Consider the following 23,075-nt stretch of genomic DNA (forward strand, 5'->3'; position numbering starts at 1 on the left):
TTTAACCTTTTAATGTTTTATTTCTAAAAAGCGCGAAATAAAGCAGCGCGCCAATCGCTAATTCACCTAATAAAAATAGCCATGCGTTAGTAGACGATTGTGCAATAGACCATGCGCAAACCGCTAATGCAGCAAAGGGTATCAAACGTTTTAAAGGGTTTATAGCGTTAGCGGATGAGCCTGTAGAACTCCCTCGTAAATAAGCCCTCTGCGCTTTCATTAGCACCACTACACACATTGCATATACTACTAGCCGCGCCAGCACGCTTGAAATTGCTAGCCATACAAAACTGCCGGTAAGTGCCATGGTCCCGGCAAAAATCCCCAATATCGTTATGGAAACGGCTGGGGTAGCAAAGGTCGAGTGAATCTCTCCTAGCCTATGTCCTAGTCTACCTGGAATAAGCGACTGCCGCGCCATAGAAAACGTAAGCCGAGAGGTAGATATCATATTCGCCAACAAATTACCGGCAACCGACACCACGGCAGTAAATGTCATAACAAGCGCCCCGGTTTCGCCAAATATCACATTAGCAAGAGCAATAAGAGGAGCGCTATCAGGCTTTGCAGGCCCTACGGTATGCCAATAAAGCCACTGCACGCAAAAGTAGAATATGGCAATGCCTGAAACCGTAAGCATCAACGCCCGAGGGATGGTCTTTTTCGGTGAATTAGTCTCGCCGCTGGTTACCACTACCGTTTCAAAACCAATAAAGGCGTAAAGTGTAAGTAAAGCACCTGCAGATATAGTGTCGAATGCAGGTACAACGGTAGCCGAAGAGCTTGTCAGCGCAGTAGAAAAATCCAGCTGCCAATAACCCACAGCAATAAGCGCCACAAAAGGCACGAGTTTTAGCACCGATATAGTATCTAGCGAACGCATAGCGGCCTTAAGACCAACAATATTTACTACAATTAATGCTGTTGTCAGCCCTATAATCGCAAATGACTTGCCTGCGTTTGCATTGAGTTCGGGCCAAATATAGCCGGCGTATAGCAACAGAACGTGCATATTTGCGGCAATTGCCGTGGCTCGAGCCAAGTAATACACAAACCCCGTTTGAAACGCGGCTGCATTGCCAAATCCTTTTTGGGCGTAAATTACTGGTCCGCCAGTTTCTTGATAGCGCACAGCTAACTGCCCAAAACACCAGACGATGGCCAGCATAAGTGCGCCAAAGATCAGAAAGATGTAGGGGCTGAAAGCACCAAGCTCAGCGGCCATTTTAGCGGGCAGTGCAAAAATGCCTGCCCCAATAAGACCGTTTAATACTAAAAGGGCGGCGCCAATGCCGCCAATCCCTTTGGTTAAAAGGCTTTTGTTTTCGCTATTCATTTAGAGAAAACTTCTTCTCCAGCCACATAGGTGGCGTGAACTTCGGTTTTCCAAATGTCTTTGGCGTCTATGCTGAAAATATCTTGGTCTACCAAAATGAAATCAGCCCACTTTCCTGGGGTTAACGTACCTAACGTATCTTCCATATGCCCTGCGTAGGCTGCATCTAAAGTAAACCCTTTGAAGGCTTGCTCGATAGTTAATGCTTCGTGGGCATACCAGCCTTTTACCGGTTGGTTGTTTCTGTCTTGACGCGTAACCGCAGCGTGAAGACCATAAAACGGGTTAGCAAGCTCTACAGGAAAATCTGAACCTAAGGGTAGGGCAATGCCTGAATCAAGCAGCGTTTTCCATGCGTAAGCGCCTTTCATTCGGTCTTTGCCTAAACGATCTTCCGCCATGTTTTTATCGCTGGTGGCGTGAGTAGGCTGCATGGAAGGAAGCACTTTTAGCGACGCAAAGCGGGCTAGGTCGTCAGGCGCTATAACTTGCGCATGTTCTATGCGGTTGCGCAACTCGCTGCCGCCAATATTTTTAAACGTAGTTTCAAACTCGTTTAGCGCAACATGATTCGCCTTATCGCCAATAGCGTGATAGTTAAGCTGGAAGCCCGCACCAATAACCGTGGTGAAAAGTTGGGTCATATCTTCTGGCTGAGTTAACAGCAATCCATGTTGATGGGGCGCATCTGAGTACGGTTCGAGTAATGCTGCACCCCGACTACCTAGCGCACCATCGCCATAAGCTTTCACTGAACGAATATACAAAAAGTCATCTTCATCACGAATTGCACCGTTGCTCAACATTGTTGAAAGTTCAGGGTCAGTCGCGCTCACCATTGCATAAATACGTACAGGTAAGTCGCCTTCTACCGCTTCTTTTAAATAGAAGTCGTAAACGTCTCTGCCCACACCAGCGTCGTGCATTGACGTAATCCCATTTGCTAGTAAGTGCTCACCTGCGGCATTTAATTGCTGCTCGTATATCGCGTTACTGGCTTTCGGTAAGTGTTCTTCAATTAACAGTGATGCGTTATCAATAAATACGCCTGTAGGATTGCCGTTGGCGTCTTTGATAATTTCACCGCCAACAGGTGCCTGGGTGTCTTTTGTGATGCCAGCTAGCTCCATGGCTTTTGTGTTAACCCATGCCGCATGACCGTCTACGCGAGTAAGCATTACAGGTTTATCAGAAACAACTTTGTCCAAATCCGCAGCGGTTGGAAAGGCTCGGTCAGACCATAACTCTTGGTTCCATCCCCGCCCGGTGATCCAAGCTTGTTGTCCGTTTGCGAAAGTGTATTCGGCAACCATTTTAGCTGCGTCTTGGGCACTTTTACTTTCTCGCAAGTCTACTTCTAGTAAGTTTGCCCCTAGGCCGAGAAGGTGACCATGAGCGTCGATAAGACCAGGCAGCATGACTTTACCTTCGCCGTCTATGGTGTCATCAACAGAGGTTTTACCTTTATCTACATCTAGTGCAACGACCTTACCTTCGTCCAAGAGAAGGTTTTTAAAAGTAGTGAGTTCACCCTTTTCATTTAAGGTGTAGCCTTTTACGTTCTCAACCAGGGTGGCTGCCTCAACACTAAGCGCAGTGGTCGTGGCGGCCAGTGTTGCCGCTGTGGCAAATGTTGCTGCGAGTAGTTTTGAAAGCGAATGCTTTTTAAATGTCAGCGTAGACAATGTAGAGTTCATAGTGAGTTTCTGCCTGTTTGTTTTTCTATTCTTAGTATTAAATCGTACTATTCGCTTAAGTTCTCTTTAAAACGAAAAAAGCGAAATACCGCTTTGCTAAGTCTGAGCTTGGACCTGCGACTATGCCTCAGCGTCTTTAAGTTCTTCTAATTCGTCAGCGTCTTCAAAATCCAGGATAGGAGGCTGCAATAAAAAGTCTCTTTCCCAAATTTTTGCCATATTCGATTGGCTAATGTTGCCACCACTTAATATTACAAGAGCGGTTTGCCCAGGAGGAGTGTTCGCCGCCCAAGCTGCTACAGCGGCCATCGTCATTGCACATGTTGGCTCTATATGAAGCTTTAGTAGGTGGTGCAACCATTGCGTCCAATAAGCAATTTGTAGCTCGTCTACTTCATAAAAATCGTCAAGCTCCTGCAGTATAGGAAAGGTTACATCGCCCACTGAAGGGGTGGCTGCGCCATCAGCTAGCGTATTTGGCGTGTGCTGCAGCGATACTATCTCGCCCGCCTGTAGCGACATGGATGCGTCGTTTGCTTCGGCTGGTTCTGCGCCTATAACCAAAGCATCGGGCTGCAATTCACGGGTTGCCAGCAAGGTACCAGATAGCAGACCGCCACCGCCGCAAGGTGCAAAAACGGCGTCCACATCGCCTATTTCATTTAACGCTTCTAATGCCACTGTGCCTTGCCCCGCCACTATGTCTTCATAATTGAACGGCGGTATCCATACAGTGTCTGGTGCCTTTGATGCTTGCTCAACCGCTGCGTCGGCCTCTGGGCGAGTAGGATATAACTTTAATTCTGCGCCATAGCTTTGCGTTGCTGCAGCTTTGATTGGCGAAATGGTCTCGCTCGCGAAAATTGTAGCACTACAACCGAAATGTGCGGCTGCATAAGCAACAGCTTGTGCATGATTTCCAGAGCTATTGGCAACCACATGTTTTGGTAGGCGGCCTTCCTCTTTCAAACGTGCCAGAAAATTCATTGCGCCGCGAATTTTGAATGCCCCAATGGTTTGTAAGCATTCTGCTTTAAACAAAATGCGGTTGCCCATCCATGTATTCAGTAACGAAGATTCTACTATTGGTGTTTTCTTTACGTCGTTCTTTATACGTTCATAGGCTTGTTTTATATCTTCAAAATTTGGGGAGTTACTCATTAAGAAACGCTCTTTTAATTGTGTGTTTTTAACGCGTTAAAGTAAGCATGCCCTTTTTCGCGCTAAAGAAAAAATTAAATCTATACACTGCCAGATACTTTTCAATTACGCCAGTGTGCTGAAACTTAATCGTGTATAAGGCAATTCATATTTATTTCATAATTCTACTTTAGTCTAACTGCGCCAGTTTCCGGAGATAGGCACATGTTAAGCAAACTCAATCATCGTATTTACGCCTTACCAACGGTTTTGTTTCTCTTTCTCACTTTACTATTCGTTTCTGCGGGCGTTTTTATTCAAAACGACGAACGCCAAGCACGGATTTCTAAAGCCCAGTCAGTAGCAGAGCAGGTAAAGATAAGCCTAGAGGTTTTCTCGAGTGAACGCATTCAAGCGCTGCATAACCTGATGCAAAACTGGCCCACCTTTGAGCCAAACCAAGTAGACTGGTTTAACGCGCAGGCCTTGTCATTGATGGGTATGCAGCGTGGTTTTTCATCGCTGGTGTTTGTTGATGCTAATGGGAAGATAGCGTGGGTGGCCACGCCATCTTCCGGCATTAAAACCCGCATAGACAACAGCTTAGTTGGTAAGCCTATGGAAGCGTTGGGCCTGAACATATCGCGCTTTTCTGAGGACTTGGAAAGTACGCTATTGTATTCAGAGGCCGTAAAACACCACTTTATCATTATGGGTAGATCGATAAGCCCTCAGGAGCCTGAGCATGGCTTTCTAGTGGCGAGTTTTGATGTACAAACTATTCTAGGCGTGATGTTAGGCGAGTTAGTGGGGCCGCAGTTTAATTTTCAGCTCAAAGCCGACAATCAAACCTTATTTCAAAGCGGAGAATTAGTACAAGATGGCACTATTGTGCCGCTTGCACCCTTTACATTTCTAGAGCGGGACTTCATTCTTACCATGCAGTCCCAGCTTAGCCCTTACAACGCAGGGCTTTTGATTATGCTAACGGGCTTATTAATGTCAGCGCTGGTTAGCTATGTACTACACAAACAATTAAAGGGTGCCGTCAGTTTATCGCTTAGCCATCAGCGTTACTTAACAGCCAGCGAAGCTTCTTTAGATGCTTTGCTTATTTACCAACCTACTGAAGGCGATTTTTCACTCGTTGAAGCCAATTCATATACCCGTTATCTATTTCGTGGGGCGTGTGACGTACTGCGATCCATGACATTGGCGGAGCAAATGCGGTATCTAGGATTGGGTAACGAATTCATAAATGCGCAAAACGTATATAAAGATGGCGTACCTTATGAGTCGCATATCGCTATTGAAAATGATCAAGTTAGCCCAGAATGGATAAAAGTTCAGGTGGTAAAGGCGGGGGAAAATATCGCCTTAACAATTAGGGATGTTACCGAGCGTTTTCGGGCTCAAAATGATCTTAAACGCAGCGAGGAAAAATACCGTCGCTTAGTTGATGGTATGCACCGTCACTTTGTTTACACCAAAACCGTCGAGCATAACTTTATGTATGTGAGCGCGGGTATTGAAAAAATTTTAGGGTTTAGCGCCGAAGACTTCTGTGCGAACGAGTCGAGATACGTGCGCCAAGTACCTGACGAGACCTTTGAAATACGCCAAACCATTGCCCGTGGCGAAAAGCCCGAGCCTTATGTTGTGCATTATCAAGGCAAAGTAGGCGAGCCATTAGCCATTGAGTTCTCAGACACCCCTATCCTCGACGAGCAAGGACTACTCGTAGCCGTTGAAGGCATTGCCCGCGATGTGACGAAAGAGCTAGCGCTGCAGGAAGAAGTGTATTTTCAAGCAAACCATGACCAGTTAACCGGGTTGTTTAATCGCTACGCGTTTGATGAAAAACTGCGAGAGATCCTTGATGAAACGCATAAAGAAGCTGTTCAGCACAGTAGCCAAGAGGCGTTACACCAAGTTGGTTTTAAAAAAGTGGCAAACATTAGCTCGCCTCGCGCTTACCACAAGCAAAGCGTGATGTGCTTTATCGATATGGACCGTTTTAAATTGGTTAATGATAGCTGTGGTCACCCCGCGGGCGACAAGCTTTTAAAAGAGATATCTACAATATTCAGACAATACGTAAACGGCCAAGATTTGCTTGCCCGAATAGGCGGGGATGAATTCTGCATTATATTTCGCAATCAAAGTTTGGATGAGGTAACAAACCGCCTAGACAAGTTATTGGTGGCAATTTCAAATTATCGTTTTGTTTATGACGACAAGTTATTCTTTGTAGGCGCAAGTATCGGCGTTATCGAAATCAATGAAAGTACACAAAGTGCAGAAGCATTGATTAAAGCTGCAGACAATGCGTGTTACAAAGCCAAACACCTAGGTCGAAACCGTTACTTTGTGTTCCATGATAACGACTCGCAAATGGCCATTGACGACAGCGAAAATCAGGTTCTACATGCTTTACACCACGCGTTACAAAACGATGGTTTTGAGTTGTATAGCCAAGCTATTATGCCACTCAACGTGCCCAGCCAAGATAAGGCCGCCCAATTACAGCATTACGAAATTCTGCTGCGTCTGAATGCAAAAGACAGCGGCCTTATTAGCCCGGGGCTTTTCATCCCGTTGGCAGAGCGCCACGGATTAATGAACAAAGTGGATATGTGGGTGGTAGATAACACTCTTAAAACTCTTGAGAGTAACCCAGCTCATATTGATAACGTTGGTAAAGTTGCGATAAATTTATCTGGGATTACACTGGGCGATGAAATGGCGCTTCACAACATTACGAAGCGCATGCAAAGTACCTCTGTGCCAGCTGAGAAGATTTGCTTTGAAATAACAGAAACAACGGCGGTAACTAACTTAAGTGCAGCTAAGCATTTCATTTCTACCTTACGGGCCCTCGGCTGCAGCTTCGCTTTAGATGACTTTGGTGCAGGTATGTCCTCGTTCACCTACCTTAAAAACCTTGATGTTGATTACGTTAAGATTGATGGTTCTTTTGTGCGAAACATTGTTCACGATCCAATTGATCATGCTACAGTTACTGCGATTAATAATATTGCGCACAGTATGGGTAAACAAACGGTAGCTGAGTTTGTGGTCGATAACGCGACCGCAGAGGTCTTACAAGAGCTTAAAGTGGACTATGGTCAAGGCTTTGCTTTAGATAAACCTAAACCGCTGGCGCATAGAGTTCAATGGCGAGTTAAACTTGCCTCTGCCTAAAGGAAATGATTATGGGTTTATTTGATACCATCATGGGTAATGCAAGCGAGACAAGCGCTTCGGACGTACAAGAAGAGCTTACGCCAATACTCGCAGCTAACGAGACCGTTACCTCCGCGTTTAAACTAGTGCGCGATTTAAGCGTATTTACAAACAAACGCTTAATCCTTATCGATAAGCAAGGCCTAACCGGGCGCAAAGTGAACTATCACTCCATTCCTTACAAATCTATTACCCAGTTTATCGTTGAGACGGCAGGGCACTTTGATACTGACGCCGAGCTTAAAATTTGGTTGTCGGGTAAAGCTGACCCTGTTGAAATTGAGTTAAGTGCATCGTCTGCTCAGGCGGTACAGCAAAACCTAGCAACCCAGATGTTTAGTTAGTAAGAATCAAAAAGACCAAATAAAAAAGCGATGCTTTCACAAGCATCGCTTTTTTGTTTATTACAACTTGCCTAGGCCCTAACCCGATTAGTCTTTCAAGTTACGGTTAAAGAAGTTAGTAATCGTTTTGTATAAGTGAATGCCCGTTTGCTTACCACGAATACTATGCTTCTTACCTGGGTAATCCATGGTTTCAAATGGAATCGCCAAATCTTGAAGGTGCTTGTATAGCATGGTCGAGTGCGTAAACAATACGTTGTCATCTGCCATGCCGTGGTAAATCAAAAGGTCGCCTTTCAAGTCTTTTGCGTAAGGGAATACTGAAGATGCTGTGTAGGCATCATCATCTGTATTAGGGTTACCCATATAGCGCTCGGTGTAATGAGTATCGTACAAGCGCCAGTCGGTTACCGGCGCACCTGAGACACCTGCTGCGAAGTAGTCGCCCGCTTTGAACATAGTCATAAGCGTCATGTAGCCGCCATAGCTGTGACCGTGAACACCGATACGCTTAGCATCAACGTAGTCAAGTGTGCGCAAGAACTCTACGCCCGCAACCTGATCGTCTACTTCAATAAAGCCCATTTTTTTGTAAATAGGATCTTCAAAGCTTTTACCGCGATAGTTAGAGCCACGGTTATCTAACGTGAATACTACGTAACCTTGGTCAACCCAGTGTTGGAACAGCAAACCACGGTTACCCGCCCAGCTGTTTGTTACCACTTGTGCGTGTGGACCGCCGTAAAGGTAAACAATAACAGGGTGCTTCTGTTTAGGGTTTTGCTTAGCGCTGTCTGGCGTGTAGATACGATACTTAAGCGTTGCGCCATCCTTAGTGGTAATGTCACCAAACTCAGGTGCCGTCCAGCTGTCCATATAAGCGTGTAGCGGGTGGCCTTCTTCAACCTTATTTTCTTCAAGCCAAGTAATTCGCTCGCCGTTTGCACTGTTTAAGCTTACCTGTGCAGGGGAATTGATAGTTGAAAAACGGTCAATAAAAATTGAAGCATCTTTGCTAAACGCAGCACTATGATACGCGCCTAACTCAGTTACTCGTGAAATCTCGCCGCCATCTAAAGGTACGCTGTAAACATGACTTTCTAGCGGCGTATCTTTGCGACCAGAGAAATACAAACGGTTGTTTGCGGTATCAATAGCTTCAACGCTGTCAACAACCCAATCACCTTTGGTTAATTGCTTAACTAACTTGCCGTTGTTGTCGAAAAGGTAAAGGTGTTTAAAACCGTCGCGCTCAGACGCCCAAATAAATTGGCCTTTTTCTTTTAGAAAGTAAAGGTCGTTGTGCAGGTTTACCCAGGTATTACTTGTTTCTGTAAGCAATACGTTTTCTTTTTTACTGTTAAGGTCGAACGCGCGAAGCTCTAAGGTTTGCTGATCTCGCGTTTGCCATTGGTAAGTAAAGGTAGTGCTGTTTGGCATCCACTTACCGCGAGCAAAATAAATGTCTTTATCTTCACCTAAGTCAACCCAAGTGCGATCGCCAGAGTTGATGTCTTGAATAGCAAGTTCCACTAACACGTTTGGTGTGCCCGCTTTCGGGTATTTCTGTTCGATAAGCTTGATGTCGTCAGCATAGATTTCAGAGCGAGTAATTACATCTACCGGGCTTTCATCAACTTTGGTGAAGGCAATTTTACTTTCATCTGGCGACCACCAGTATCCAGTCATGCGGCCCATTTCTTCTTGAGCTACAAACTCGGCCATACCAAATTTAATGTTGTCGCCACCTTCTTTGGTAATTGCTGTCTCTTTACCTGATTCTATGTGTTTAACATAAAGGTTCTGGTCGCGGATAAACGAAATGTAGTTACCTTTTGGTGATAATTTAATATCGGTTTCAAACGCTTCGGTATCTAGAAGCTGTTTTGCGCCTTTTTCACCTAGCTTGTGATAGAAAACGTCTCCGCCCAGCGGGAACAACAATGCTTTACCATCGTCTGACCATTGGTAGCTAACGATGCCGCTACCAGATAAGCGCATACGCTCACGTCGCGCTTTTTCTTCATCAGACAGGACTTCTTCGCCGCTTTGAAGGTCGTTTGAGTCGAACAGCATGCGAGTTTGACCGCTTTCAATATGGTATTCCCATAGATCTAGGCGTTCGTAGTCAGTTTGTTTGCCTTTAAGAAATGTAACGCGTTGACCGTCCGGGGATACTTTTAACGAACGGGGTGCATTGCCATCAAGTGAAGGAGAAGAGAAAATGCGCTCAATAGTGAGCGTTTCAGCGTTTAAAGCAGTAGAGAGCATAGCGGCTCCAATTAAAAGGGCTTTTTTCATTTTTATCTGCATATTTGACTGTCGAAGGTTTGATTGTAGTTATATCAATTTATGATACAAGGTGCGACGTATGAAATCCGCAATGGTGCTAGGAGCGACAGGTTTAGTAGGACGAACGCTTGTAAATATGCTGTTACAGGACAGACGGTACAATGAAGTAACCTGCTTAGTCAGAAAACCGCTTTCTTCTAGCATGTTTAATGACCCCTACAACAGACTAAAGCCTGTGGTTATCGACTTTGACAACCTGCAAGACTACCAAGGTTACTTCAGTGTAAACCATGTGTATTGCTGCCTGGGTACTACGCTTAAAAAAGCGGGGTCTAAGCAAGCCTTTCGCCGTGTCGACTTCGAGTACGTTCACGTAGCGGCGCAGCTTACCCGCGCTCAGCGCGCAGACAGCTTTGTATGGATATCTTCGGTAGGGGCTGATGCTAAAAGCAGTAACTTTTATTTGCGGGTGAAAGGAGAACTGGAGAACGCCATTATGCGTATGCCGCAATTACCCCATGCCTCGGCAGTTCGACCTTCATTACTACTGGGCGAGCGCAATGAATCGCGAATGCTAGAAGACATAGCGCAGAAAACGGCGCCTATATGGCAAAGCATAATGAAAGGCCCGTTAAAAAAGTACCGACCTGTTCATGCCGTGGATGTGGCCAGAAATATGATGTCGCTTCAGCGCTGGAAATAGACCCGGGGGATGAGCGTGTACAATATATGTCACCAGCTTAACGTGAAGCGCAATCCAACTTGGTATAGAATGCGCGCCTTTTAATGCACCAGGTAATATGACTTCCCCATGTTCCGCTGTAAACAATTCACCGTAGCGCAAGATAAATGCGCCATGAAAGTGAACACCGACAGCCTAATTCTAGGAAGTTGGGCTAAGCATCGTGCAGACATTAGCCGCGCCCCGCGTATTTTAGATATTGGCACCGGCAGTGGCATTTTAGCCCTAATGATGGCGCAAAAAGCCGAAAGCTTTTTTCCGTTAAATCATAACAATGATGCACCTCAAGTCGAGGCTATCAAAATCGATGCCATCGAAATTGATAAGGATGCAGCGGCGCAGGCAGCAATTAACTTTGAAAATTCAAAGTGGGCAGGGCAGCTACATATCCACAACTGCGATTTGGCGGGGTTTGAACCAGCCTATTTGTATGACACCATTATTTCCAACCCGCCGTATTTCGAATCGCCAGCGAAACTTTCTAATGCCTACAGTAAGCAAAGCCACAATCGTTCAGTAGCAAGACAAACATCTACATTAAGCCCAGATGATCTTTTTAACGCTAGCAGTGCATTATTGATAGAAAGTGGGCAAATGTACTGCGTTTACCCTGCTTCGATGGAAACTGACATTATCAAAACCGCCGCTGGTCATGGCTTATTGTTGGAAACGATGCTTTATGTAAAGCATACATCGGATAAAGACCCTTACCTTTGTGCATTTCGCTTTAACAAAGTAATGAAGAATGCTGACGGCGGACATGCAGATTGCACTGCGTATGCAGACCAGCAGCTTTTTACCACAAAAGTTGCGAATGAAAATGCGCTGGTTATTAGAGACCATGAGGGTAATTACACAAATGAATACAAAGCCCTTTGTCAGCCTTTTTACCTTAAATTTTAATGAGCTTATATAAATGAATATAGTTGCAGAAGGTTTTGGCGCGATAGCCGTTGTTTTAAATTTTATTGGGTATCGCCAAACCAATGTCGACAAATATCTGCTTATTTCAGCGTTTGCTTTGAGTGCATTAAGCGCTCATTTTTTTATGTTGGACGCCATGGCCGCTGGCATTGGTACATTGCTCGCAAGCGTGCGTAACTTTATTGCTATTAAACACAGAAGCAATGCTATTTTGTTTTTCTTCGTAGCGGTGAATTTAGGCTTTCTCGCCTATGAATGGTTTGTGCTAGAGCACAGCTGGATAATTTTTATTGCCTACACTTCGTCACTTATTTTTACCGTAGGTTCACTAGTTATTCGAAACACACATACCATCAGAAAAGTGTTTCTAGCGGCTGAAACATTAGGGCTGTTATACGCTTTATCCGTAGGCAGTATTTTCGGTACTGTTTTCAATATCAGTAACTTGATCAGTATTTTAAGTAAGCTTAGAAAGCCTTAATACTATTCTTACCACACTTATCTAATCAATTAGTCTAATTTAGCTCAAAAAATGGGCTGCTTTGGGCTTTCAAAAGGCCAGATAGCACTCCTCCAAACGGTCAAGTATTGGCATGCGAATCTGCTTTAAGCCTTGTTTTTAAAGGCTTATACCAAAGTTTAATGAGCTAAAGTCCAATTTTCTTTTGCGTATGTAAGCGTATCATTATCAATCAGTAAGTATGGTTTCAGCAATTTTTCCTCCGGATGTGCAGAAGTAGACTTGTCGTGTAGTAGTCAGGAGAGCGTGCGCAGTGAAATTAGTCGATAACAAACAACAAATTAATCAAACTGATCTGCTTGAGCAGTCTTTTCAAAGCGCTATCAACAGCGGTTCTGCGGTAAATGTGTTTGAACGAGCACAACATTTCAAAAATACAGCGCCAGCTGGCAACAAGCCGCGTTTGGTAGAAGTAAGCACCAGTCTTGAAACAGAGAACCTTTGGAAAAAGCGTCTTAAAATGCTACTGGATGCGGAGAATAATCTTATAAAAGTTATACGTTTACGTAAAATTACTGCTATATTTACGGTCCTGAGTATCGCTATGTTTTTATTTTCCCTGTACGTGGCTCCTTCCATGTCTCCAGCAGTTTTCTACAGTTTGATTACTGTTGCAGCTTTCGGTTTGGCGACTTACCCAGCATGGTTCTTAGTTTCGAAAAGTAATAGAAAACGCAGAGACCATATCTCTAGCTTGTTCTACAAAAGCAACCACGAAGTTGAGATTGTTGACGGAACCATGAAGTTAATAAACAGGGCGAACTATGCAAGTGTAACTCAAATACACATATTGGATCGCAAACTTGGATTATTCACAAACCCATAGACATCACTATACCTCCAAGCTAATTTTGTTGCTTCTGGTAGCCTCTTGTTTGTTAGGAGGCTTACTTTTAGCGCCAATGGACGCACTAGGCCAACTATTGGCCTCTATTACTATCCTAGTTTTCATCTCTCTTTGTAGTAAAGAAGCGCGTCATACTCAGAAATACCAGCATTTATTCCGCATCTTTGCGCTCGTTTTGGCCATAGCACTTAGCGTAAGGTATTTGCTGTGGCGAGGTATCTATACACTCACCTATTCAGATATTTTTTCGATGATTGCAGTATGGCTGCTGTTCGCAGCTGAAATATATGCGGGTATCACTTCGGTATTGGGGGCTATTGTTAATGCTTTCCCGTTAAGTCGACCATTGCTCTCATTAGAAGGTATGGATAAATCTGCGCTGCCAAGCGTAGACGTTATGATCCCAAGCTATAACGAAGATGAAGAGATATTAGAGGTCACGATTCGTGCCGCACAAATGTTGGACTACCCAAAAGATAAGCTTCATATTCATCTGCTTGACGACGGTGGTACAGATCAAAAAATCAATGCGGATAACCCTACCTCGGCAGCGTCAGCCAGACAGCGTCGACAAGACTTACAATCACTTTGTTCGCGCTTAGGCATTACCTATCACACTCGGGCGAAAAATGAGTTTGCTAAGGCGGGCAACGTTAATAGTGCAATACAAAATACGACGGGAGATTTGATTGTAATTCTCGATGCCGATCACGTGCCTACTTCTGACTTTCTCGACAGAACTGTCCCTTGGATGCTTAAAAATGAAAAAGTTTTCTTGGTTCAAACGCCCCATTTCATGGCTAACCCCGATCCAGTAGAAAGAAACTATTTCTCTGCGTTTACGCGCATGCCTTCAGAGAACGATATGTTCTATGGCACTATCCAAAAAGGGTTAGATTATTGGGGTAGTTCGTTTTTTTGTGGCTCAGCCGCATTAATGCGTCGAAAGCACTTGGACTTGGTTGGCGGCATTTCTGGTGACTCTATTACCGAAGACGCAGAAACCGCGCTAGACCTGCATAAAATGGGCTATGAGTCTGTGTATGTTGACAGACCTATGGTAAGCGGACTTGCTCCTGAAACCTTCGATGCGTTTATTCAACAGCGTATGCGTTGGGCGCAGGGAATGACACAAATTTTACTACTTAAAAAACCATTTAAAGCGGAAGGTTTAAAGTGGTACCAGCGGGTGGGCTACATGAGTTCAATCATGTTTTGGCTGTTTCCTTTCGCCCGCATTATCTTTTTACTCATGCCTTTAGCATATCTTGTGTTCGGGCTTCAGGTTTACCATGCCTCTATACTAGAGATATTCGCGTTTACACTACCCCATGTGTTCGCAACTTATATGATCTCCACAATGCTCTTTGGGCGAACGCGATGGCCCTTGGTATCCGAACTTTACGAAATATTGCAATGCGCATTCACATTAAACGCATTAGTGAAAGTTTTCTTGAAGCCGCGAGCCCCCTCTTTTGTCGTAACGCCGAAAGGAGAAAGCTTAGAAAAAACCTTTGTATCGCCGCTTTCTAACGTTTTTTACTGGGGAATACTTCTTATTACTTTCGCGCTAGGGTGTGGAGTTTATAAATTAATAACTGAACCACTAACCCGAGAGCTTACGGTAGTCGTATTGCTTTGGAATGTCTTTAATTTAATTTTATTGCTGTCAGTGTTGAGTGTTCTACTCGAGCGAAAACAGGTACGCAGCCAAGCTCGGTTGCCAGCCACCAATAGTGTAGTAATTAAAACTAAAAGTGATGAAGCTTGGGTGGGTGACTTAGTCGACCTTTCATTAGGTGGAGCAAGGTTACGATTGAAAGGTAAAGGGGCATTCGTTCCTGAAAAGGCAACACTTTCGTCATGGAGTCATGCTTTAAATAAGAATGTACATATCGCTATTGTTGTACTGAACTACGATAGCAAATCTAAAATACTAAGAGTTCGTTTTGTTCCCGAAACGGACGAACAAGAAAACGAAGTCATCGCCTTCGCTCTTTGTGACAGCTTGCGTTGGTTATCGTTTCAACGTCGCAGAACCAGACCCATTTCTTACTGGTTTGGAGCTAAACACGTATTAAAAGTTGGATTAAAGCCAGCTTTATTGCATATGCTTGTATTAATAGGCAAATTCGCCGATAAATTAGGTCTATTGCCTAAATCGGTAAAGGACAAACAATGATTAAAAAATACTTTATCTTCATGTTGTGTTTGTGCGTATCATGCAGCCTCGCGGCCCAAACCGATACTTACAGGCTAACAGAGTTTTTCGGCGGTGACGAAACCCTGCGCCTACAAGGTAAAGCGGCAACGCTAGACATACCTATACCTCTTAGTTCGCTTGCGAAAGTAAACAGCGCTCGACTGCGGTTAGAGGTAATGAGCTCCCAAGCGTTGATCAAAAAACGCTCTCAACTTTATGTTAGGTTCAACAACGCGACTATCGGTCAGGTGGCTTTTGACCCTCAAAGGCCGTCTTTAGTCTCTGAGATAGAAATACCCCAGTCTCTTTGGCGAGCAGGCTTTAATTCACTGACGTTAGCAGTAAGCCAGCACTATGCCGAGCAGTGCGTAGATGGCAGTGCGCCAGAGCTATGGAGTGAAATTAATGCCTATACGTCAACGTTACAATTAGATACATCAATCGATAACAAACCTTTTAAATTAGAAGATTTAAGCGGTTTCTTTAATCCAGGCATTGGCGGACAGAGAGACGTACAGCTTTACACTGCACGCGAGATCGAAAGTGAGCTAAAGCAACAAACTTTGCCTTTAGTGGCACAAGCTCTAGCGCTTAGAAACCAATACCAACCGTTAATTGTAGAGCATGACACCTTCGATGATGGTTATGTTTTGCCTCAATTAAAAGAGACTGAGGATAGCTATTGGGGGGAGGAAAACGTAGCGCGTTATGAACGCACTGCTTGGTATTTGGAACGAAAAGAAAAGCAGCCCGTTCACGTATTAATTGGCACCGTAGATGCTTTATCCCCTGTGTTATCTGACGAAGTAATAAACGATATTGACGGTGCATTTTTGAAAACCCAGCGAACTCCAGCGTTTGTAAAAGATGGTGAAGTAATTGTACCGGCGAGCTATCGGCTTATTGTTAGTGGCACAACACCAACTGAAGTGCTTGAAGCGGCAAAAGCGTTGGCGGTAATGGATGACGCTATCAATCCAGTCTCTCAGGTCACCATACTTTCCCAAACCCAAATGAAAGCAGACACGCTTCAGCGCAATTTTGTACTGGCTCCTGATAATCATTACACACTTCAAGATCTAGGCGTGTCCACATCGCAATTTAGAGACGAAGGCACCTTCAACAAACGAGTATCGTTTAGATTGCCCGCTGACTTTTACGTACCAGAGAATGCCAGCGTTAACTTGTTCTTAGATTTTGGGTATGGCGCGGGTTTCGGACCTGGCTCTGTAATGAATGTGAGCGTGAATGATGAATTAGTCCACGGCCTAGCGCTTAATAATGACAACGGCCAGTCGTTTAGGGATTATCAACTCAGAGTGCCGGCACGCTTTTTTAAAGGAGGCATCAACAATGTAGACTTTGATTTAAGTTTACGCGCGCCACTTGCGGGAGTGCCCTGTGACGATGTTTCAGGCAAGCATTTAGTTTTTCAGTTGGCCGATTCTTCTGCTATCGAATTTCCGGAAGCAGGAAATGTTGCTGTGCAGCCGAATTTGGCATTATTGTCTGAAACTGCCTACCCGTTTGCACGATTTAAATCGGCACCTGTTTCCACAATTGTCATTCCATCAGATAACTATCTAGGCACTGCGCTCACGCTAGCGGCTAAACTAGCTCAAGTAGCGCAGGTTCCTTTGTTAAACCTGCATATAAGAGAAGGAAATAACGTCTCTACTGATGGCTCTGCTATTGTTTTAGGCACGCCAGAATCCCTCTCGCAAATTGAGCAAACCGAATTTAGCACTGCGATAGAGGCAACAAAACGCTGGTCTTATCGATTGCAAAATAATTTGTACAACCGCGTACGTACGCTTACTGACGACATGTCTTTCAAGGTAATGCATGTAGATGGGCACACAGTACAAGAGAGTGATTTAGGTGAACAGGCAGTGTTGACCGCCCAAGAGCATCCAACTTCATCCCAGACGGATACTATGTTCATTATTGCCGCGCAAAGTCCTGAATTGCTTCAGGCGAGAGTTACCGACCTGGTTAGCTTGTCAATGTGGGGGCAAATGGCTGGCGACTTCTTTGCTTGGAAAAATGCTTTATCGCCATCTTTGGTTATGCAAGTAAGCGATAAATATGAGGTTGGCGAAGCTGATGATACTTGGTTGCACTTAAGGTTATGGCTATCTAATAACCCGTGGTATTGGCTAATAGGTTTCGTAGCTATAGTGTTTGTGGTCAGCCTGTTCATATATCTACTATTGAAACGCAGAAACAAACAAGTACAAGACTCATGGTAAATATACATAGCGTTTTAAGAGCAACATTTTTATTCGGTATCACGCTTTTGTTAATGTCATGTTCTACTGAAGAAGATAGCGAATTTAAGTCTCAGTACATTGCGTATAAGGCGCTGTTTATTGATGGTGGGCGGGTAGTTGATACCGGAAATGATGAGGTATCACATAGCGAGGGGCAGGGGTACGGCATGCTCTTTGCCGTTGCCGCAAACGATAAAGACACCTTCAACGCACTGTGGCATTGGACTAAAAGCACACTAATGCGTGACGACGGCTTGTTTAGCTGGCGCTATCGCCCTTGTATTGATAATTCAGCCGCTTGTATTGATGACCCTAATAACGCCTCTGATGGCGAAATTCTTATCGCGTGGGCGTTATTACGTGCGAATGAACGGTGGGGCGTAAGCAACTATCTGGAAGACGCTAAAGCAATTGTGGGTGCTGTCGAACAGAAGTTGTTGATAACCCAAAGCAACAGCGTTGTATTGTTACCTGGTGAATACGGATTTACGTCCGAACAAGCAGGCAATAACAGTTTGCAGCTGAATTTGTCTTACTGGGTTTTTCCCGCTATCACTGATTTGGCAAAAATATCGGCTACGCCCGCACGCTGGGAGAAACTCTATAATTCGGGCTTAGCTTTGCTGTCTAAAATGCAATTTTCTTCTTATAAGTTACCAAGTGACTGGGTGCGTTTTACGCCCAACAGTACTGACTCAGACAATAAGAATATTGGCGCAGTAAGCTTAGACAATGTGATATCGCCCGAATTCGGCTTTAATGCCATCCGCATTCCACTGCAGCTTTCATGGTCAATGCAATTTCGTGAAAACACTCAGCTAACCGAAAAGCTTCTGGCGCCGTATTACACATGGTGGGCTGTTACACCTACGCCAGCTACTATCAACCTATTAAGTGAGGAAACAGCTGAGTACGAGATGTCTAAGGGCATGAAGTCGGTTCAGATTGCGGTAAACAGCCTAATGAAACCAGAATCGCCACAAAAACCTAAGTGGCCTTCTATCGACCGTAACATGGATTATTACTCTGCAAGCCTAACGCTGCTCTCTATGTTGGCTGTTTTGGATAATGCATCGTGAAAGAAAGGTTTACACGCACGTCACTCTGTCTAGCCATTGGCGCATTGCTCACATCCTTTGGGTCGATGCAGGCGTACGGGCAAACTAAAACGACCTACAAAGAAAAAGATCTAGGCATACTTCCGGCACAACAGGAACAGCCCGATTTAACCGGGCTTTGGTATCACATTAACGAGCGACAGATTAAGCGAGCGAACGAAGAATTTACGCGTTTAAAAGCCCGTTACCCCCAGTGGAAGGTGCCGGAAGAAGTCGAAGCTGAGCTAAATAGAATTAATGGCCGAGTTAAAGGTACTATTAAGCCTGTAGTTTCAGTACAGAGAGTAGATAAGTCAGGCAAACCTGAGGCTGACTCTATGCCCAATGGTTCGCTCGAAACACCCCAAAAACAGGTTGCCAAACCTGCCTCAAAAGCGCTTCCATTAGAGAGGTTTGCGCAATTAACGCCTAAAGCTAGAGCGACAACGCCAAAGCAAAAAGTAGAAAGGCTTGTTGCGTTAAGTAATCAGTTAAAGCGCACTGACTTTTACTTGCTCATGGGGTGGACTGCTATCGACAAAGGCATGTTAGAGGTCGCTAGCCAACAGTTTACTGCAGCTTTGCAATCGTCTGTTCGCGATATCGATAAACAATCAGCACAGCAAGGTCTTAACGGCGTTACAGGTATCAAGCTCCAGCAAGCGTTGTCGCTGCGTGATACAGCAAGGCTGGCTCAGTTTCTTAAGTCTGACGACAATGGCTACGTAAAAGAGGTACTACAAGGCGCGGCGTGGCAGCAATATGATTTAAAAAATTATGACTTTGCCGAAGCGCTGTTTAGTATATTAGAAGATAATGAAGGCCGGTATCTGGTACTCAGCGCGCAAAACAGCGATGTTGCTGAGCAAAACGCTTTCGACTTGGCGTGCAGTATTGATACAGAAGTCTTCATCAGGCGCTGTGCAGATGGCCTTGCTGGCAGGCAGGCCCAGTTTTACGATACAAGGCGTTACAAAGAAAGTATACAAGCTGGCGAAGCCCTCGGACGTTTGCGGGCTTTAAGCATAGAGGAACGTGCGTTAATTGGCTGGGCTGCAAAAGAAATACAAGATATTTCCACCGCAACGGCGGCATTCGAGCAAGTGCTATCGAAAACGCCAACCAATACGGTTATTGCGAATGAATTGGTTTCATTGAATCAAAGTAATGACGCTACATTAAATCGCTTGGCCTTAAAACACAGTGCAGTGAAAAGCATTTTGCAAGCGCGAACAATACGCAACGCGTGGCCTAGAAAACAGTTTTGGTTGGCATATCAAAACGACGATCATCAAGCAGTGACCGCACAAACTAAAGATGGCCTAAGTGCCCTCTACGGGATAAATACCCGCAGCCGAAGTGGTGGCGAGGGGCTTGGGAATTTTGATGTATTGTCACAGTACATCGGCATTGGCAGCGGTTATAAAAACTGGCTTTGGCAAGTTTCATTAGACTACAAACAGTTCTACAGTGGTTCTCCTCAAGCTGGTGATTGGTTCGGTGACAGGCAATTAGAAAGTTCATCTGTGGGCATAAGCGGTTTCGAAGATACAGGTGTTCGAGCTGAAGCCTATTATCAAGCGCCAGACTTCAACTTTTACGCGAATTTGGAATATGCCATGTTCGAGCAACCCGTTGGCGCTAAAGTAACCGGGCAAGTCTCGGCGACCAAGTTTTTAGCAAATACAACCGTTGCGGCTACGCTATTTAGAAAAGCGAAAGAAGACAGTCTATTGAGTCAGACCGGAACTTTTTATGCCAACCGGGGTAGGTCTTGGGGCTATGTGATAGAAAGCGGTATTCGTGGATTGGTCGCCCATTCCATTGCTGACAATATGTCGGTTGCGGGAACTGCACAAATAAGCCGATTGGAAGGCGAACTCGTTGCTGATAACAGCGCGTTGTCACTTCGTGGTGACGTGAGCTACGACATAGCGAGTTATGTATCTCCTCGCCTTGATTATTGGCGTGTAGGGCCATTCTTAAGCTATACGAGCTACGATAAAAATTTAAGCGGTTTTACTGTAGGCAACGGGGGCTACTTTAGCCCGAGTCAGTTTGTCAGTATTGGCGGCTATTCTGAGCTGCTAACCCTAGAGGCACATAATTGGCAGGTTAAACTACGTAGTTCACTTGCACTCTCTCGTGTTAAACAAGACGATGATTTACGTTTTCCAACAGGAGAAGCGTTTCGTCTTGAAGACTTAGATGAGACCCTTGGAGAAAACTCAGACACAGGTTTAAGCGGCAATTTTATGGCTGAAGGGCAATATCGTATTGACCACAACTGGATTGTGGCTGGCTATATTGGAAAAGCGTTTGCGGTCGAATATCAAGCGTTTGAAGCGGGTATTCAGATAAGGTGGCGACAAGGGCAGGGTACCGGAGTAACAAGCGATGAGTTTTTGCTGTCTTCGCCAAGATTAAGCGGCTTTGCACTATAATGCCGCTTTCTTTAAAGACCAAGCTATCCTTTTTTAGACCTTGCTAACCTGTCGACGCCTAGCCAGCATGAAGCATCCTGCACCAAATAGAAGGGCGATTGAAGCAGGCTCGCTAACGTTAATAGCGCCAAACTGATAGTTATTAATTTGGCCTGTTGGCGCGTTGTAAGTTTCACCTTGGTCGTTAACTAATTCCACAAGCGGCGTGACCAAACTATTAGCAATAACGTTGCCGTCTACGTGGCCATTGTAGAAGCTTAGTTCTGCATATGGCGCCAACACACTACCTTTTACGCCTACACTGTGCAGAGTGAGATCTTTAGCATCAACGAAGTTAAACAAGATGTTGTTGGTATAAAGACCGTCATGACGTTGACCTTCATTGTTGTCATTATCTCTGTACTGGCCGGTTTCTGTGAAATACTCGTTTTCCTGCGTAAAGGCTGTATTAAAGAACCCAGTATTAAACAACTCTACCGAATCTCCATACACATTGATAATGTTATAGCTGGTGGTAGAGAAGTCGTAAACAATGTCTTTGTCGGCAGCACTGAACCAGTCAGAACTAATCGAATAGATATTCACATCATCGGAGCCGGAAAATACGATGGTGTCGAGAGTATCAATATTACTGTCATTACAACTGACTAACGCATTTGGATCTGAAGCGTCGGTACAGGTCAGGGTTGTTGTTCCATTCACGCTCATCGAGGCAAAGTCTTGAGACTGTGCCGTTACTTCAGTTGCGATGGAATTAAAATCGAGATTGTCGACGTTTACTGTATTGCTGGAAGACTGCACGGCGCTACCAGTATAGCCAGCATTATCCACGGTGAGCGTTGTACCGTAGGTTATGGAGCCATTCACACCCGCTTCACGGATGGTAACGGCTTGCTCAGACTGGATGTCCCCGTTATTAACGCCAGCCTTCTCTAATGTCACGTCACCTTTACTGAATATACCGCCATTTTCCACACTACCGTAGGTTACTGTGGTAGCACTGGTACTGTTTAGTGCTCCATCGAACATTACGCTATTAGCAGTAACCATACCTGAAACTGTGGTTTGTCCTGCGTGAACATGGCCTCGGGTATAAGAAAGATCGCCACCTACATAAAGTGCACTAGAAGAAAGATCGGTAGGGAGTAGAAGACCTACATCAAAGTCTTCAACCGTTAGGTTTCCACCTACGGCTAACGTACCTTCAACGTCAGAACGCTCACCTGCGTAATCTTCAAAGATGAAAGCGTTGTAGTTAAAGGCTTCGCTTAATTCGATTTTTGCTGCAGACACCTGGGGTGCTGACATTACTGCTGCAAGTACAGCAGTGTAAATAAGTTTTTTGTGCATAATGGCTCCAGTGACATCCGAGTCTGGAACCGAGTTTCAACATGGTTTATCCAGACACACCGAATGGTACGATCTGAACAAAATTCGTGCGATAGCACAAGAGATACTTTGGTATAAGAGAGGATACGAAAAAGCCACCCGAAGGTGGCTTTTACTTAATTAGTATTTGATTAATAAAGCGTTTTAGCTGCTCTTTTTAACCAAAACAGATACTTTGTCGATACCAGCAATTTTAACTTGGTTCATTACTTCAACCACTGTGCCGTGCTCGCTGTCTTCGTGAGCCTGGATAGCAGCAGAATCAGTGTTGTTTTCTGCTAGGTATGTTTGCGTGTTCGCAACCACACGACGAATATCAACCTCACGGCCACCCATCATGATAGTGCCATCAGCATCAATACGGATAGAAAGCGCTTTAGAAGGCTTGTCGTTTTTCGCTTGATTATCTTCTGGACGGTTTACGTCTAAACCTTTCTCTTTCACGAACGAGGTCGTTACGATGAAGAAAATCAACATGATGAACACGATGTCCAACATGGGGGTCATATCAATCTGAGCCTCGTCTTCAGCCGAGGTATGCTTCTTTCTTTTCATCTCGTCTTCTTTCTTCTGTTACGTTC

At 44.7% G+C, this 23,075-nt stretch carries 16 protein-coding genes; 10 read left to right on the top strand and 6 right to left on the bottom strand.

Features of this window, described 5'->3' with window-relative positions:
• Position 1: 1 nt before the first annotated feature.
• The 3 genes from ACXACS_RS04940 to ACXACS_RS04950 all read right to left on the bottom strand — a co-directional run bounded on the left by ACXACS_RS04940 (position 2) and on the right by ACXACS_RS04950 (position 4,194).
• Complete coding sequence (locus ACXACS_RS04940) at positions 2–1,336, bottom strand: APC family permease (RefSeq protein WP_474804745.1); 1,335 nt, start codon at positions 1,334–1,336, stop codon at positions 2–4.
• The gene (locus tag ACXACS_RS04945) at positions 1,333–3,033 is read right to left on the bottom strand and encodes an amidohydrolase (protein ID WP_474804748.1); all 1,701 of its coding nucleotides are present in this window, start codon (positions 3,031–3,033) and stop codon (positions 1,333–1,335) included. The genes ACXACS_RS04940 and ACXACS_RS04945 overlap by 4 nt, the downstream gene beginning before the upstream one ends.
• Positions 3,034–3,153: 120 nt before the next feature.
• On the bottom strand, positions 3,154–4,194 hold the full coding sequence (locus ACXACS_RS04950; protein ID WP_474804751.1) for a serine/threonine dehydratase: 1,041 nt from the start codon (positions 4,192–4,194) through the stop codon (positions 3,154–3,156).
• Positions 4,195–4,398: 204 nt separating this feature from the next.
• Here ACXACS_RS04950 and ACXACS_RS04955 point away from each other — a divergent pair, with 204 nt between their 5' ends.
• Positions 4,399–7,377: a putative bifunctional diguanylate cyclase/phosphodiesterase gene (locus tag ACXACS_RS04955; RefSeq protein WP_474804754.1), complete on the top strand. Its 2,979-nt coding sequence runs from the start codon at positions 4,399–4,401 to the stop codon at positions 7,375–7,377.
• A gap of 11 nt (positions 7,378–7,388) precedes the next feature.
• Positions 7,389–7,763, top strand: coding sequence for a PH domain-containing protein (locus ACXACS_RS04960; protein WP_118492099.1), 375 nt, complete (start codon positions 7,389–7,391; stop codon positions 7,761–7,763).
• A gap of 87 nt (positions 7,764–7,850) precedes the next feature.
• Here the strand turns inward: ACXACS_RS04960 and ACXACS_RS04965 are convergent, their stop codons facing one another.
• Positions 7,851–10,064 carry a S9 family peptidase gene (locus tag ACXACS_RS04965; RefSeq protein WP_474804758.1) on the bottom strand — a complete coding sequence of 738 codons (2,214 nt, stop codon included), beginning with the start codon at positions 10,062–10,064 and terminating at the stop codon, positions 7,851–7,853.
• A 70-nt stretch (positions 10,065–10,134) separates the two neighbouring features.
• Here ACXACS_RS04965 and ACXACS_RS04970 point away from each other — a divergent pair, with 70 nt between their 5' ends.
• From ACXACS_RS04970 to ACXACS_RS05005, 8 genes are all read left to right on the top strand, one after another.
• Positions 10,135–10,758: an NAD(P)H-binding protein gene (locus ACXACS_RS04970; protein WP_474804761.1), complete on the top strand. Its 624-nt coding sequence runs from the start codon at positions 10,135–10,137 to the stop codon at positions 10,756–10,758.
• 108 nt (positions 10,759–10,866) lie between these two features.
• Positions 10,867–11,700, top strand: coding sequence for a tRNA1(Val) (adenine(37)-N6)-methyltransferase (locus ACXACS_RS04975; protein WP_474804764.1), 834 nt, complete (start codon positions 10,867–10,869; stop codon positions 11,698–11,700).
• A 13-nt stretch (positions 11,701–11,713) separates the two neighbouring features.
• Complete coding sequence (locus ACXACS_RS04980; RefSeq protein WP_474804767.1) at positions 11,714–12,202, top strand: YgjV family protein; 489 nt, start codon at positions 11,714–11,716, stop codon at positions 12,200–12,202.
• Positions 12,203–12,494: 292 nt separating this feature from the next.
• Positions 12,495–13,067, top strand: a complete 573-nt coding sequence (locus ACXACS_RS04985) for a hypothetical protein (protein WP_474804770.1) — start codon at positions 12,495–12,497, stop codon at positions 13,065–13,067.
• Positions 13,045–15,270 carry a UDP-forming cellulose synthase catalytic subunit gene (gene bcsA, locus ACXACS_RS04990; protein WP_474804773.1) on the top strand — a complete coding sequence of 742 codons (2,226 nt, stop codon included), beginning with the start codon at positions 13,045–13,047 and terminating at the stop codon, positions 15,268–15,270. Before ACXACS_RS04985 ends, bcsA begins: the two co-directional genes overlap by 23 nt.
• On the top strand, positions 15,267–17,543 hold the full coding sequence (locus ACXACS_RS04995) for a cellulose biosynthesis cyclic di-GMP-binding regulatory protein BcsB (protein WP_474804776.1): 2,277 nt from the start codon (positions 15,267–15,269) through the stop codon (positions 17,541–17,543). Before bcsA ends, ACXACS_RS04995 begins: the two co-directional genes overlap by 4 nt.
• Positions 17,537–18,643: a family 8 glycosyl hydrolase gene (locus ACXACS_RS05000; protein ID WP_474804779.1), complete on the top strand. Its 1,107-nt coding sequence runs from the start codon at positions 17,537–17,539 to the stop codon at positions 18,641–18,643. The genes ACXACS_RS04995 and ACXACS_RS05000 overlap by 7 nt, the downstream gene beginning before the upstream one ends.
• The gene (locus ACXACS_RS05005; RefSeq protein WP_474804782.1) at positions 18,640–21,105 is read left to right on the top strand and encodes a cellulose synthase subunit BcsC-related outer membrane protein; all 2,466 of its coding nucleotides are present in this window, start codon (positions 18,640–18,642) and stop codon (positions 21,103–21,105) included. Before ACXACS_RS05000 ends, ACXACS_RS05005 begins: the two co-directional genes overlap by 4 nt.
• Positions 21,106–21,138: 33 nt before the next feature.
• Here the strand turns inward: ACXACS_RS05005 and ACXACS_RS05010 are convergent, their stop codons facing one another.
• Positions 21,139–22,455 carry a choice-of-anchor A family protein gene (locus ACXACS_RS05010; protein WP_474804785.1) on the bottom strand — a complete coding sequence of 439 codons (1,317 nt, stop codon included), beginning with the start codon at positions 22,453–22,455 and terminating at the stop codon, positions 21,139–21,141.
• 183 nt (positions 22,456–22,638) lie between these two features.
• The gene (locus ACXACS_RS05015; RefSeq protein WP_014950746.1) at positions 22,639–23,049 is read right to left on the bottom strand and encodes an ExbD/TolR family protein; all 411 of its coding nucleotides are present in this window, start codon (positions 23,047–23,049) and stop codon (positions 22,639–22,641) included.
• Positions 23,050–23,075 lie beyond the last annotated feature (26 nt).

The sequence above is a fragment of the Alteromonas sp. AWM4_230 genome (assembly GCF_056158305.1).